The following is a 13,286-nucleotide window of genomic DNA, read 5'->3' as shown; positions in this document are numbered from 1 at the left end:
GGAAGGTCAGCTCACGGCCCAGCCCTGGGCGGCCATCCCCGCGTAGGAGGACGGCTTCAGCGTCACCGGTACCAGGCCCGACCAGCTGGCCTGGAGGAACCAGCCGTCGCCGTTGGCCAGCCGGTAGACGCCGCCGAACTGCACCAGCTTCCATACCTGGTGGGATCCGCCGCAGGGCGCCATGACGACGGAGTACTGCTGGCCGCCCTCCCACATGGGCCCGGCCGACAGCTGTCCGCGGGACATGCATTTCCCGGTGGAGGCGCTGGTCAGGGTGAAGCCGCCGGAGGTGTTCTTGCGCCGCCACTCCGTCGAGGAGTCGCTGCAGGACCGCTGCACGACGTCGGTACCGGAGGGGGCCAGGCAGGACTGCAAGGTGGTGTTGCGCACGCGGTTGGCGCCGCCCGCCCCCGAGCCGCCGCCGCTTGCGGGCCCGCCGTTCGAACCGCCGGGCGCTCCCGGCCCGCCGCGCTTCTGGCCGCGGGCGTGGTCGGGCCGGTCGGGCGCCGCCGGCTCCTTCGCCGGCGCGGCCGTGCTCGCCGGCGGCGCCGGCGCGACGGTGGGCGGGGCGGCGTGCGTCGTGCCGGGCGGGTCGTCGCCGCCCGCGGCGAACAGGACGCCGAGGACCGCCGCCGTCGCCGCCGCGACCCCCGCCGGGAGGGCCCAGCCGGGCAGGGACGCGGCCGGGGCGAGGCTCCCGAACGGGGCGGCCGGCGCGCTCAGCAGCACGGCGCCGATCGGAAGGGCGCGCCGCAGCCGCCCGTTGAGGTCGGCCATCTCCTCGGCCGTGCGGCGGCACCGCGGGCAGGACTCCAGGTGCCGGCGCAGCGCGCGGCTGCGGCGCCGGCCGGGGCGGCGGACGGACGCGGCGAGCTGCGCGGTGAACTCCGCGCAGTCGGGGTGCCCTTCGCAGCTCGCGGCGAGGAACGCCTGCCGGAGCCCCTCGCGGGCCCGGAACGCCAGCTGGGCGACGGCGCCCGCCTCCATCCCGAGGATCTCCGCGACCCGCTGGACGGGCTCGTCCTCGATGACGGTGTGCCACAGGACGGTCTGCCAGCGCTCCGGCAGCGACCGGAACGCGCGGACGAGCGCGTCCAGCTCGTCGACGTCCGGGAGCTCGTCCGGCGTGCGCGCGGCCCACTCGGCGACCTGGTCGGTGACGACGGTGCGGCGGTCGCCGCGCGCCCAGTCGACCGCCGCGTTGCGCACGACCGTGTAGAGGTAGGGCCGGCACGCCTCGCGGGGCCCGCCGCCCTGGCGCAGCGCCGCGAGGGTCCGGGCGAACGCCTCGCTGGCCAGGTCCTCCGCGAGGTGCTGGTCGCGGACGAGGCCGCGGGCATAGCCGAGGACCGCCGCATGGTGCCGCCGGTACAGCTCGTCGGACGCGCGCTCGTCGCCCGCGCCGGCGGCGGCCGCCAGATCGGCGTCCGGCTCGATCCCCGCGCCTGTCACCACGACGACATCCAACCCAGAGCACGCATCTGATCACAACCCTCGTAGGTCGCCATCCGCTGCCGCATAAGACGCCGGAATGCTCACTTGATTACGAGGTTTCGCCGACATTCCGGACCGGCCGGGTGACGGGACCCGTGTCCACTTAAAAAGACGAGTGTGTTTTTTTATGCTACGGTCCCGGCATGATCTACGACTCCGCACGCTGGACGGCCACCCTGGCGGGCCGGCGCGTGCTGATCACCGGGGCGGCGCGCGGCATCGGCGCGGCGCTGGCCGCCCGGCTGCACGAGCGCGGCGCGCGGGTCGCCCTGGCCGGCCTCGAACCCGGCCTGCTCGCCTCCGCCGCCGCCGGCAGCGGCGACGCCCCCTGGTGGACCTGCGACGTCACCGACCGCGAGCGCGTCCGCACCGTCGTGGACGAGGCGGCCGCCGCGCTCGGCGGCCTCGACGTCGTCGTCGCCAACGCGGGCGTCGCCGCGCAGATGCCGGTGATCGGCGGCGACCCGGCGGTGCTGGAACAGAGCCTGCGGGTGAACGTCCTCGGCGTCCACAACACGCTGTCGGCCGCCGGCCCGCACATCAGCCACCCGCGCGGCTACGCGCTGACCATCGCGTCGCTGGCCGTCGCCGTCCACCTGCCGCTGCTCGGCGCCTACAGCGCGTCCAAGGCGGCGGCCGAGGCGCTCGGCGACACGCTCCGCGTCGAGCTGCGGCCGTGGGGCGCCCGGGCCGGCGTCGCCTACTTCGCCGAGCTCGACACCGACATGACCAGCCGCGGCTTCGGCACCGAGGCCGCGGCCACGCTGTCCAAGGGCACGCGGGGCGGCGCGATGTCGCGCGTCGCGCCGCTGAAGGCCGGGATCGACGCCCTCGAACGCGGCATCGCCCGCCGGTCCCGCCGCATCGTGGCGCCCTGGTGGGTGGCCGGGGCGATGCCCGCGCGCGCCGCGCTCCAGCCGGTGCTGGAGCGGCTCGTCCAGCCGAGCATGCGCCGCGCGCTGGAGATCGCGCGCGACGAGCACGCCGCCCTGACCACGGCGCAGCCGGGCAGCGGCCTATGAGCGCCCCGCCGGACGCGCCGCGGGTGGCGCCGGGCGGCATCCGCGACGTCGGGCTCGTCAACTGGCTGATCTGCGCGGCCTCCGGACGCGTCGCAGGGACCGGGCCGCCCAACCTGTTCCTGACCCTCGCGCGGCAGCGCGGCCTGTTCCGCGGCTGGCTGTGGTTCGGCGGACGCCTCATGCCGGGCGGGAAGCTGGCGCGCCGCGAGACCGAACTGGTCATCCTGCGCGTCGCCCACCTGCGCGACTGCCGCTACGAGTTCGACCACCACGTGCGGCTCGGCCGCCGCGCCGGAGTCCGCCCGGCGGACGTCGAACGCGTCAAGGAGGGCCCGGACGCCGATGGCTGGAGCCCGCGCGAGCAGGTCATGCTCGCCGCCGCCGACGAGCTGCACCGCCGCCAGGACCTGACCGACGCGACCTGGGCGCGGCTGCGCACCCGCCTCACCCAGCCCGAATGCGTCGAGCTTTGCATGCTCGCCGGCCACTACGAGATGCTCGCGACCGTGATCGACGCGCTGCGCGTGCGCCCCGACTCGCCCCGTCCCCGACGCTGACTCCGCTCCCCGGGAGGTCCCCCGAATGCGCGCACGACGGTTCATCGCGACGACGTTGATGCTGGCAGGAGCCCCGGTCCTGCTCGCGGCGCTGCCCGCCGAGGCCGCCCCGCGCACGCCGGTGGGGTTCGCCGACGGCGCCGGGATCCATGTGGAGCGGGTCCAGCGGATCGACGACCGGCAGTACGCGGTCCGGGTCGGCACCGCCGCCCTGGGGCGGGCCGTGGACGTCCGCATCCTGCTGCCGACCGGCTACGAACGCCGGCCCCACTCGTCGCGAAACACCGCCCGGTATCCCGTCCTGTACCTGTTCCACGGGACGAACGGGCGGGCGGCCGACTGGGTCGAGAAGGGCGACGCGGAGGCCACGACCGCCGGGAAACCGCTCATCACGGTCATGCCGGACGCCGGATTCGACGGGGACGGCGGCGGCTGGTTCACCGACTGGGCCGACCCGAAGACCAAGCTGGGGCCGTCGAAGTGGGAGACGTTCCACGTCGGGCAGCTCGTCCCGTGGATCGACCGCAACCTGCGGACCGTGGCGGCGCGGCGCGGCAGGGCGATCGCCGGGCTGTCCCAGGGCGGGTTCGGCGCGATGAGCTACGCCGCCCGCCACCCCGACATGTTCGCCTCCGCGACGTCGTTCTCCGGCGCTCCCGACATCGCGCACGACCCGGTCACCGCCGTCGGCGCGTACGGGATCATCTCCTTCGTCGCCGCCGCCTACGACGGCGTCCCGCCCGACTCGATCTTCGGCTCGCGGTTCACCGACGAGATCAACTGGCGCGGCCACGACCCGGCCACCCTCGCGTCCAACCTGCGCGGGACGCGGCTCTCGCTCTCCACCGCGACCGGCCTCCCCGGGCCGCTCGACCACGGGATCCCCGACCCGGCGGCGATCGGCATCGAGGCCCTCACCCACCAGTCCACGCTGAGCTTCCACCGCCGCCTCCAGCAGTTGAAGATCCCGAGCCGGTTCGACGACTACACCTTCGGCACGCACACCTTCCCGTACTGGGCGCGCGACCTGCGCCAGGAGACCGGGCCGCTGATGCGCGCGTTCGCGGCGCCGTCCCGTCCGCCGGCGCGCGTGTCCTACGCGTCGATCGACCGGACGTGGACGCAGTGGGGCTGGACGATCTCGCTCGCGCGCCGCGCACCCCGGGAGTTCAGCAACCTCAGCGACGCCACGTCCAAGGGCTTCACGCTCAAGGCGAGCGGCACCGCGACCGTCACGACACCGCCGTCCTACCGTCCGGGAACCCGCTACACCGTCACGGTCTCCGGGCACCGCATCACCACGGAGGCCAGCGCGTCCGGACGCCTGGCGTTCACCCTCCCGCCGACGCCCAACGGCAAGGTGACCACCGTCCGCGCCACGATCGGGCGGGCCTAACCCTCCAGGACGCCGGAGCGGACGAGCGTCCGGACGTGGTCGACGATCGGAGGCCCGACGGCGCGCAGCGCGGCCACATCGCCGGACGCGACGGCGGGCGTCACCATCGTGCCGACCGCCGCGACGACGACCTGGCACGCGAACCGCGCGGACTCCCCGGTCGCGCCCATCAGGTCGGCGAGCGCCGCCGCCAGGTCGCGCTGCACCGCCGAGCGGCGGGCGACGGCCTCGGGACCGGCGGCGAACACCTCCACCAGGAACAGCCGCGCGTAGCCGGGCTCGGACGCCAGCGCGTCCAGGTACACGGCGATGGCCCGCTCGAACCGGTCGACGGGGTCGGCGCCGTCCCGCGCCGCCTGCGCGAGCCGCTCCCGCACCAGCTCGCCGGCCTGGTCGAACGCCGCCATGAAGCAGTCGAGCTTGGAGGAGAACAGCCGGTAGAAGCTCTGCCGCGACACCCGGGCCCGCTTCAGCACGTCCTCGACGGACGTGCTCGCGTACCCCTTCTCGGTCATCGCCTCGGCCATGGCCGCCAGCAGGCGCCCGCGGTGGACGCGGTCGACCTCCGCGCGGGACAGCGCGTGGCGTCCCCGTGGGAGCCGGGGCGGCGAGGACTGCGGCACCCGATCACGATAGAGCACCCGCCTCGCGGCGCAGGCCCGTCCGGAAAACGGGGATGAGACCGGTGTGATGGCTTTCACCGGATGGTCCGTACACTGGGCGAACGGGATCGTGGAGGCGGTCCTGCGTTTCGGCGCGCCGTGACCCTACCTTCACGTACGCGGTGGGACGTACGTCACACTATGCATGTAGGTGTTTCGAGGAGGAGAAGCGTGACCGACCGCGACGTGGACGTTCTGAGCAGAGCACCGCTCTTCGAGGCCCTCGACGAGCAGGGCGCCAAGGCGCTGCGCGCCAACGTGACGGAGGTGCGCCTGGCACGCGGTCAGACGCTCTTCAACGAGGGGGAGACGGGCGACCGGCTGTACGTCGTCCTGGAGGGCAAGATCAAGCTGACCCGGACGGCGCCGGACGGCCGGGAGAACCTGCTGAGCGTGCTCGGCCCGTCCGAGATGTTCGGCGAGCTGTCGCTGTTCGACCCGCGGCCCCGCACCGCCAGCGCGATCGCGGTGACCGAGTGCCGGCTCGCCGGGCTCGGCCACGACGACCTGCGGCCGTGGCTGACCGGGCACCCCGAGGTCGCCGTGCAGCTGCTGCGCGCGCTCGCCCAGCGGCTCCGCAAGACCAACGACGTGATGGCCGACCTGGTCTTCACCGACGTGCCGGGCCGCGTCGCCAAGGCGCTGCTGGACCTCGCCGAGCGGTTCGGGCAGCCGTCCGAGGCGGGCCTGCACGTGCACCACGACCTCACCCAGGAGGAGCTGGCGCAGCTCGTCGGCGCGTCCCGGGAGACGGTCAACAAGGCCCTCGCCGACTTCGCGCAGCGCAACTGGCTGCGGATCGAGGCGCGCGCCGTGGTGATCCTCGACATCGAGCGGCTGCGCAAGCGGTCCAAGTGAGCGGGCGCCCCGGGTGAGACCGGGCGGTCCCCGCTCCGCGCAGTGCCGCGCGGAGCGTCAGGGGCGTTCGTTCAGGTAGTCCAGCTGCGACTGGACGGACCACTCGGCCGCCGGCCACAGCGACTCGTCGACGTCCGCGTAGACGATCTCGACGACCTCGCGGGCCGTGCGGGCACCGCCCGCCACGGCGGCCTCGACCTGCGCGAGGCGCTCGCGGCGGTGGTCGATGTAGTGGTCGAGGGCGGCCAGCGGGTCGTCCAGCTTCGGGCCGTGGCCGGGGAGGATCACGGCCGCGTCCTGGTCGGCGGAGAAGGAGCGCAGCCGGTCCAGGGAGCCCAGGTAGTCGCCGAGTTTCCCCTCCAGGACGGTCGTGCCGTAGCCGAGGACGGTGTCCCCGGTGAGGACGGCGCGGTCCGCCGGAAGCCAGAACGTGAGCGAGTCGTCGCTGTGGCCCGGGGTCTCCATGATCCGCAGTTCCAGGCCGCCGGTGGTGACGACGTCGCCCTCGCCGAGCCCCTCGTCGCCGAGCCGGTGCCGCGGGTCGAGCGCCCGCACCTTGACGCCGCCGCCCTTGGCGCCGCCGCCCGCGAGTTCGGCGAACTTCACGGCGCCCGCCGAGTGGTCGGGGTGGCCGTGGGTGAGCAGGACGAGCCCGACGCGCCGGCCCTGGCCCGCGATCAGGTCGGCGACGCGGCGCAGGTGCTTGCCGTCCTTGGGCCCGGGGTCGACGACGACGACCTCCTCGGCGCCCGGCTCCCCGATGATCCAGGTGTTGGTGCCGTCCAGGGTCATCGCCGACGGGTTCGGCGCGAGCACGCAGGTCGCCCGTTCCGTGCCCATCCCATCGATCTCGCTCATGTCGCCCATCCTGCCCGAGGCCCGATCGGGGTGCCGGACCGGGTTCCAGCCCAGCCGTTCGAGGTGCCGCAGCGCCGACGTGCCGGCGAGCCGCCACATCACGGCCCGCGACCAGTTGCCATAAGCAGGCACCCCGCGGCGCGTCACGCCCCGCTCGGGTAGTACTGGGCGGCCTTCTCGGGCAGCACCAGCCACGCCTCGCCGTCGATGATCTCCGCGGTGGGCTCGTGCACGATGATCTCGCGCGGCGCGGCGAGCACGTCCGCGACGGTGTCGAACGCGGCCAGTTCGCTCAGCGTCGCCAGGGTCGGCGGCAGCATGGACCACTCGCCGGCCTTCGCGCGCTCGACGGCGTCCGCCGGGCGCACCCACGCGACCCGGTCGGCCTCGGTGCTGACGTCGCGGGCGCGCTGCCCGGCGGGCATCGCCGCGACGAAGAACCGGGTGTCGTAGCGCTTCGGCTCGACGATCGGGGTGATCCAGTGCGCCCACGGGCGCAGCAGGTCCGCGCGCAGCACCAGGCCGCGCCGGTCGAGGAACCCGCCGAACGACTGGGAACGGTCCAGCAGCGCCTGCCGGTCGGCCTCCCAGTCGTCGCCGCGGGTGTCGTCCACGACCGTGCCGGCGGTGGGGCCGGCCAGCAGGACGAGCGTCTCCTCGAAGGTCTCCCGGACCGCCGCGCAGACCAGCTCGCGCGCGGTCTTCTCGTCGGCCTTGAACGCCGCGCCCCACTCCGCCGGGGACGGCCCGGACCAGGCGAGGTCGGCCTCGCCGTCGCGCGGGTCGACCGAGCCGCCGGGGAAGACGTACGCGCCGGGCGCGAACGCCATGGACCGCACCCGCCGCAGCAGGAACGCCTGCAGCCCGTGCTCCTCGTGGTCGCGGAGCACGACGACGGTGGCGGCGTGCCGGGCGGGGGCCGGCCGGGCCCGGCCGGCCAGGATGTCATCGATCTGTTCCCGCATCGATTCCGGCAACTTCAGCCCGTTCACCATCGCCCCGCCCAACTCGTCGCACTCATGGCGGTTCATTCGGACATACCGAATGGCGTTCCGTCAACCCCGGGGTCCCGGCGCCGGGATCAGGAGACCTCGGCGATCAGCTCGACCTCGACGGGCACGTTCCGCGGGAGCACGGCGACGCCCACGGCGCTGCGCGCGTGCTTGCCCGCGTCGCCGAACACCTCGCCCAGCAGGTCGCTGGCGCCGTTGATCACCTGCGGCTGGCCGTGGAAGTCCGGGGCGGACGCGACGAACCCGACCACCTTGACGATCCGCACCACCCGCGACAGCTCGCCGAGCTCGGCCTTGAGCGCCGCGATGCAGTTCAGCGCGCAGATCCGCGCCTGCTCTGCGGCCACGTCCGGGGAGACCTCGGCGCCGACCTTCCCGGTCACCTTGAGCTCGCCCTTCACCAGCGGGACCTGGCCGGAGGTGTAGACGAGCGAGCCCGTCCGCGCCGTGGGCACGTACGACGCCAGCGGCGCGACGACCTCCGGCAGCTCCAGGCCCAGCTCGGTGATGCGTTCTTCGGGCGTGCCCATCAGGACTGGATCTCCCGCTTGAAGTAGGCCACCAGGTTCTCCGGGTTCGGGCCCGGCAGGACCGTGACGAGCTCCCACCCGTCCTGGCCCCAGTTGTCGAGGATCTGCTTGGTCGCGTGCACCAGCAGCGGAACGGTCGCGTACTCCCACTTCTTCATGGGTTTCACCCTAGCGATCAGTTCTCCCCGCCCCGCCCGAACCCGCTCTTCACAGCGCGTCCGGCCGCTCCGGCCGCCCGCTCACACCGAGGAGGCGTCGTAGTGGTCGCGGGACGCCCGGATCTCGTCGATGTTGTGCTCGGCGAAGTGCTGGACGGCGTCGAGCAGCGGGACGAGGCGCTCGCCCAGCAGCGTCAGCGCGTATTCGACCTGGACCGGCACGGACGGGGTCACCGCGCGCGCCAGGAAACCGTCGCGTTCGAGGGAGCGCAGGGTCTGCGTGAGCATCTTGGCGCTGACGCCGGGCAGGGCGCGGGCGAGCTCGGCGTACCGGCGCGGCCCGCGCGTCAGCTGGTACAGCACCATCGACGTCCACTTGTTGCCGATGACGCCCAGGAGATCGTGCGTCGGGCACTGCTCCATATAGGCGTCGAAGGCGACCTTCTCGTCCTGCCGCCGTTCGGCGGCGGTCTGCGTCGTCATGTCGTTCTCACAGTCCCCATGCTGCGGGCTCACCTCCGGGTGCCGATCGCACCTTGAGGTAACCCCTTCCGATGCCGCGCTGTTCCGGGCGACAGTGGCCGTGCGGCGGGTGTTCTCGCCGCCCCCTCCCACGTCAGGAACGGAGTCCAGTATGCGCGCGATCATCGTGGAGAAGCCCGGCGGGCCCGAGGCCCTGAAGAACGCCGAGGTCGGTGAGCCCGAACCCGGCCCCGGGCAGGTGCGGATCCGCACCGCGGCGGCCGGGGTGAACCCCGTGGACGCGGCGACCCGCTCGGGCGCGCTCGCCGACGCGGGACTGATGCCGCCCTTCGGCTCCCGCGGCCCGATCGGCATCGGCTGGGACGTGGCCGGCACCGTCGAAGCGGTCGGCCCGGACGTCACCCGGTTCGCGGCCGGGGACCCGGTCATCGGCCTGCGGGACCGGCTGGACGTCCCGCTCGGCGCCTACGCGGAGGCCGTCGTCCTGGACGCCGCCGCCGTCGCGCGCGCGCCGCGCTCCGCGTCCGCCGTCGAGGCCGCGACGCTCCCGCTGAACGGGCTCACCGCGTCGCAGGCCCTCGACCTGCTGGACCTTCCGCCCGGGAGCACGCTGCTGGTCACGGGCGCGGCCGGGGCGGTCGGCGGCTTCGCGGTCGAACTGGCCGTCCAGCGCGGGCTGCGGGTCGTGGCGTCGGCCTCGGCGGCGGACGAGGCGCTGGTCCGCGACCTCGGCGCCGAGTGGTTCGTCCCGCGCGGCGCGCACCTCGGCGACGCCGTGCGCGCGCTCGTCCCCGGCGGCGCGGACGGCGCGCTGGACGCGGCGCTCCTGTCGGTCGCGGCGCTCGACGCGGTCCGGGGCGGCGGCGTGTTCGTCGCGGTCAGCGGCGGCCCGGCCGCCCCGACGCCGCTGCGCGGGATCACCGTCCACAACGTGTGGATACGCGCCGACGGCACGCAACTGGAGCAGCTGTCCGCGCTGGTCGACGCCGGGCGCCTCACGCTCCGGGTCGCCGAGACCTTCCCGCTGGCGGACGCCGTCAAGGCGCACGAGCGGCTGGAGGCGGGCGGCCTGCGCGGCCGGCTCGTCCTGACCGTCGCCGAGGACTGATCGCGCCGCGTTCCGGGGACGCGCGGAGGCGGCGTCAGGGGTTCCGGGGCTCCTGCTCGGCGCGGACCATCACGCGCCGCAGGAGGTCCGACAGGGTCCGGCGCTCGTCCTCGGTCAGGCCGCCGAGCAGCCGGTACTCCTCGTGCCCGACGCCGCCCATCGCGCCGAGCCAGGCGGCGCGGCCCTCGTCGGTCAGCTCGACCCGCACCCGCCGCCGGTCGGTCTCGGACGGCGTCCGGCGGACGAACCCGCGCCGCTCCAGCGCGTCCAGCCGCCCGGTCACCGAGTTCGGCGGCATGCCGAGGTCGGCCGCCAGCTCCGACGGGGCGGCGCTGCCGTGCCGGCCGCCGAGCGCCTGCAGCGTGTCGTACTCGTGCCGGTGCAGGTCGTACTCGACCAGCGAGCGGTCCTTCACCCGCTTGATGTGCTCCACGAAGCGCACCATCCGGGTGACGGCCCCCTCGATGTCGGGGTCGAGGTCGGACAGGATCCCCGTCCATCGCTTGACGTGGTCGTCCGTCCGGTCGTGGAGTTCCTCCGTTCCGCCCATGCACGGATCGTACGGGCCCTGCCGATTCGGCAGCGAATATTTCGTTGACGAATAATTCGCTACCGAATTAGATTGCCCGGCATGCCCTCACCGCTGCGCGGCCGGGACTTCCGGCTGCTGTTCACCGCCCGCGTGCTGTCCCTGACCGGCGACGCCGCCGTGCCCGCCGCGCTGACCCTCGCCGTGCTGCGCGCGACCGGCTCCACGTCCGCGCTCGCCCTGGTGCTGGGCTGCGCCATGGTGCCGCGCCTGCTGCTGCTCCCCGTCGGCGGCGTCCTCGCCGACCGGCTCAACGCCCGCACCGTCGCCGTCGCCACCGACCTCGCCGGCTGCGCCGCACAACTGTTCGCCGCGCTGGAGCTGCTCGGCGGCCACCCCCGGCTCTGGCACCTCGCCGCCGCCCAGGTGGTCGGCGGCGCCGCCTCGGCGTTCCAGACCCCGACGATCTCCCCGATGATCACGGGCACGGTCGACGCCGCCGGCCTGCACAAGGCGAACGCGCTGATCGGCACCGCCAACGGCGCCACCCGGCTGGCCGGGCCCGCCCTCGCCGGCACGCTCGTCCTCACCGCCGGCCCCGGCTGGACGTTCCTGCTCGACTCCGCCTCGTTCGCCGCCAGCGCCGCGCTCCTCGCCCTGACCCGCGTCCGGCGCGCCGCCGCCGCGACGCCCGCCCCGGACGGCGGATCCGGCCGGCGGCTGCTCCGCGACCTCGCCGAAGGCTGGCACGAGGTGCGCTCCCGCGACTGGTACTGGACGAGCCTCATCGCGCACGCCGCCTGGAACGGCGCGTCCGCCGTGCTGCTCACCCTCGGCCCCGCCATCGCGATCGAGCGGCTCGGCGGCGAGGGCACCTGGGTCGCGATCGTGCAGATCGGCGCGGTCGGCCTGGTCGCCGGGGCGCTGCTGGCCGGGCGCATCCGGCCGCGCCGCCCGGTGCTGGTCGCCAACCTCGGCCTCGCCGCGTTCGCGATCCCGCTCGCGCTGCTGGCCGCCGCCGCGCCCGCGCCGCTGATCATCGTCTCGTACGGGGTGGCGCTCACCGGGCTCGGCGTGCTCAACCCCACCTGGGAGACCGTCGTGCAGCTGACCGTCCCGCGGCGGTCGCTGGCCCGGGTCACCTCCTACGACTGGCTGCTCTCCCTCGGCGCCGCGCCGCTCGGCTACGCCCTCGCGCCGTGGGCCGCGTCCGCGTGGGGCACGTCCGTCCCGCTCATGGTCAGCGCCGTCCTGGTCGGCGGGAGCTGCCTGGCGACGGCCGCGGTCCCGGGCGTCCGCGCCCTCACCATGCCGGAGGCCCCCGCCGCCCTCTGACGGGCGCCGGGGGCCTCCGGACGGACATCGCGTCTCGCCGGGCCGTCAGAAGCCGGCGGGCGGCTCCTGCTCGGGCGCGCCGCCCCCGGCCGGGCGGTCGCCGCCCGCGATGCCGGGCCGCTCGCCCTCGCGGGGGCCGTCCACCTCCTCGGGCCGCTCGGCCCCGGACACCCCGTGGTGCGGCTTCGGCTCGTCCAGCCCGATGACCGGCGGGACGTCCTCGGCCGACCCCAGCGTCGAGGGCTGCTCGGCGGCCTTCGCCAGGTCCGCCTCGGCCTTGGCGAGCCGCTCCCGCAGGTCCATCCGCTCGGCGCCGTCGCCGGACCGCTCGGGCCCGCCGCCGCCCATCTTGTCGAAGAACCGCAGGATCTCCACCGGAAGCGGCATGACGAGCGTGCTGTTCTTCTCCGCCGACACCTCCACGACCGTCTGCAGCAGCCGCAGCTGGAGGGCCGCCGGGTCCTGCGACATGATCTCCGCCGCCGCGGCGAGCCGCTTGGACGCCTGGAACTCGCCGTCCGCGGTGATGATGCGGGCGCGCCGCTCCCGCTCCGCCTCGGCCTGCCGCGCCATGGAGCGCTTCATGCCCTCCGGCAGCGACACGTCCTTGATCTCGACCCGCTCGATCAGGATCCCCCACGGATCCTGGGTGATCTCGTCGATGATCGAGCGCAGCCGGACGTTGATCTTCTCGCGCTCGCCGAGCAGCTCCTGCATGTCCGCCTGGCCGATCGCCGAGCGCAGCGACGTCTGCGCCACCTGGGAGATCGCGTATCCGTAGTTCTGCACGTTCACGATCGCCTTCACCGGGTCGACCACCCGGAAGTAGACGACCGCGTCCACGCGGACGCTCACGTTGTCCTGGGTGATGCCGTCCTGCGCCGGCACCCCCATCGTGACCGTCTGCTGGTTGACCTTCTGCATTCGCTCCGCGAACGGGATGATCGCCGTCAGGCCGGGCCGGCGGACGGCGCCGGGGCGGAGCTGCCCGCCCCGCTGCACCTGGCCGAACCGGAACACGATGCCGTGCTCGAACTGCTGCACGACCCGCAGTGACGAGGCGAGCGTGATCAAGCCGCCCACCACGAGGATCAGAACAATGATCAGGGCTACCGCTGCCATCACGGGCCACCTTTCCGATGTGGACTGTCCGTACCCGCTCGGGGCCCGGACGTACCGGCCCGCGGACCGGTCTCACGTTTCCCAGCTAACCGCGCGGGCACGCCCGTAGCAACGCCCCAGCGAACGATCTACGAGCGCGGACGGCACCGTGTCAGGGATCA

General features: G+C 74.4%; 15 protein-coding genes. 6 read left to right on the top strand and 9 right to left on the bottom strand.

Going from position 1 to position 13,286, the window contains the following annotated elements:
* Positions 1-6: 6 nt before the first annotated feature.
* Positions 7-1,455 carry a sigma-70 family RNA polymerase sigma factor gene (locus ACA514_RS27675; protein WP_375044158.1) on the bottom strand — a complete coding sequence of 483 codons (1,449 nt, stop codon included), beginning with the start codon at positions 1,453-1,455 and terminating at the stop codon, positions 7-9.
* A gap of 182 nt (positions 1,456-1,637) precedes the next feature.
* Between ACA514_RS27675 and ACA514_RS27670 the strand changes: the two genes are divergently transcribed.
* From ACA514_RS27670 to ACA514_RS27660, 3 genes are read left to right on the top strand one after another with little or no spacing between them, the layout of a single operon-like run.
* Positions 1,638-2,516 (top strand): SDR family NAD(P)-dependent oxidoreductase, encoded by an 879-nt coding sequence (locus ACA514_RS27670; RefSeq protein ID WP_375044157.1) that lies wholly within the window; start codon positions 1,638-1,640, stop codon positions 2,514-2,516.
* A complete protein-coding gene (locus ACA514_RS27665; RefSeq protein WP_375044156.1) occupies positions 2,513-3,073 on the top strand; it encodes a carboxymuconolactone decarboxylase family protein in 561 nt (186 codons plus the stop codon). Before ACA514_RS27670 ends, ACA514_RS27665 begins: the two co-directional genes overlap by 4 nt.
* A 25-nt stretch (positions 3,074-3,098) precedes the next feature.
* Positions 3,099-4,469: an alpha/beta hydrolase gene (locus ACA514_RS27660; protein ID WP_375044155.1), complete on the top strand. Its 1,371-nt coding sequence runs from the start codon at positions 3,099-3,101 to the stop codon at positions 4,467-4,469.
* Here the strand turns inward: ACA514_RS27660 and ACA514_RS27655 are convergent.
* A complete protein-coding gene (locus tag ACA514_RS27655; protein ID WP_375044154.1) occupies positions 4,466-5,092 on the bottom strand; it encodes a TetR/AcrR family transcriptional regulator in 627 nt (208 codons plus the stop codon). The genes ACA514_RS27660 and ACA514_RS27655 overlap by 4 nt on opposite strands.
* Before the next feature lie 210 nt (positions 5,093-5,302).
* Between ACA514_RS27655 and ACA514_RS27650 the strand changes: the two genes are divergently transcribed.
* Positions 5,303-5,989 (top strand): Crp/Fnr family transcriptional regulator, encoded by a 687-nt coding sequence (locus tag ACA514_RS27650; protein ID WP_067483689.1) that lies wholly within the window; start codon positions 5,303-5,305, stop codon positions 5,987-5,989.
* Positions 5,990-6,046: 57 nt separating this feature from the next.
* Here the strand turns inward: ACA514_RS27650 and ACA514_RS27645 are convergent, their stop codons facing one another.
* The 5 genes from ACA514_RS27645 to ACA514_RS27625 all read right to left on the bottom strand — a co-directional run bounded on the left by ACA514_RS27645 (position 6,047) and on the right by ACA514_RS27625 (position 9,031).
* The gene (locus tag ACA514_RS27645) at positions 6,047-6,994 is read right to left on the bottom strand and encodes an MBL fold metallo-hydrolase (protein WP_375044153.1); all 948 of its coding nucleotides are present in this window, start codon (positions 6,992-6,994) and stop codon (positions 6,047-6,049) included.
* Positions 6,991-7,812 (bottom strand): NUDIX hydrolase, encoded by an 822-nt coding sequence (locus tag ACA514_RS27640; protein ID WP_375044221.1) that lies wholly within the window; start codon positions 7,810-7,812, stop codon positions 6,991-6,993. Before ACA514_RS27640 ends, ACA514_RS27645 begins: the two co-directional genes overlap by 4 nt.
* 116 nt (positions 7,813-7,928) lie before the next feature.
* Positions 7,929-8,390 (bottom strand): RidA family protein, encoded by a 462-nt coding sequence (locus tag ACA514_RS27635; RefSeq protein WP_375044152.1) that lies wholly within the window; start codon positions 8,388-8,390, stop codon positions 7,929-7,931.
* Positions 8,390-8,548: a DUF4177 domain-containing protein gene (locus tag ACA514_RS27630; RefSeq protein WP_151540233.1), complete on the bottom strand. Its 159-nt coding sequence runs from the start codon at positions 8,546-8,548 to the stop codon at positions 8,390-8,392. Before ACA514_RS27630 ends, ACA514_RS27635 begins: the two co-directional genes overlap by 1 nt.
* 81 nt (positions 8,549-8,629) lie before the next feature.
* Positions 8,630-9,031: a winged helix-turn-helix transcriptional regulator gene (locus ACA514_RS27625; protein ID WP_375044151.1), complete on the bottom strand. Its 402-nt coding sequence runs from the start codon at positions 9,029-9,031 to the stop codon at positions 8,630-8,632.
* Positions 9,032-9,182: 151 nt separating this feature from the next.
* Between ACA514_RS27625 and ACA514_RS27620 the strand changes: the two genes are divergently transcribed.
* Positions 9,183-10,139 carry an NADP-dependent oxidoreductase gene (locus ACA514_RS27620; protein ID WP_375044150.1) on the top strand — a complete coding sequence of 319 codons (957 nt, stop codon included), beginning with the start codon at positions 9,183-9,185 and terminating at the stop codon, positions 10,137-10,139.
* A 34-nt stretch (positions 10,140-10,173) separates the two neighbouring features.
* Here the strand turns inward: ACA514_RS27620 and ACA514_RS27615 are convergent, their stop codons facing one another.
* Positions 10,174-10,689, bottom strand: a complete 516-nt coding sequence (locus ACA514_RS27615; RefSeq protein ID WP_375044149.1) for a MarR family winged helix-turn-helix transcriptional regulator — start codon at positions 10,687-10,689, stop codon at positions 10,174-10,176.
* 81 nt (positions 10,690-10,770) lie between these two features.
* Between ACA514_RS27615 and ACA514_RS27610 the strand changes: the two genes are divergently transcribed.
* Positions 10,771-12,003 carry an MFS transporter gene (locus ACA514_RS27610; RefSeq protein ID WP_375044148.1) on the top strand — a complete coding sequence of 411 codons (1,233 nt, stop codon included), beginning with the start codon at positions 10,771-10,773 and terminating at the stop codon, positions 12,001-12,003.
* Between the two features lie 45 nt (positions 12,004-12,048).
* Here ACA514_RS27610 and ACA514_RS27605 read toward each other — a convergent pair whose 3' ends face one another.
* Positions 12,049-13,125: an SPFH domain-containing protein gene (locus ACA514_RS27605; protein WP_375044147.1), complete on the bottom strand. Its 1,077-nt coding sequence runs from the start codon at positions 13,123-13,125 to the stop codon at positions 12,049-12,051.
* Positions 13,126-13,286 lie beyond the last annotated feature (161 nt).

It is taken from the genome of Actinomadura sp. NTSP31, assembly GCF_041951385.1.
Lineage (GTDB): Bacteria > Actinomycetota > Actinomycetes > Streptosporangiales > Streptosporangiaceae > Spirillospora > Spirillospora napierensis.
The sequence above is the reverse complement of the archived record's forward strand: the minus strand, read 5'-3'. Positions and strand labels throughout refer to the sequence as shown.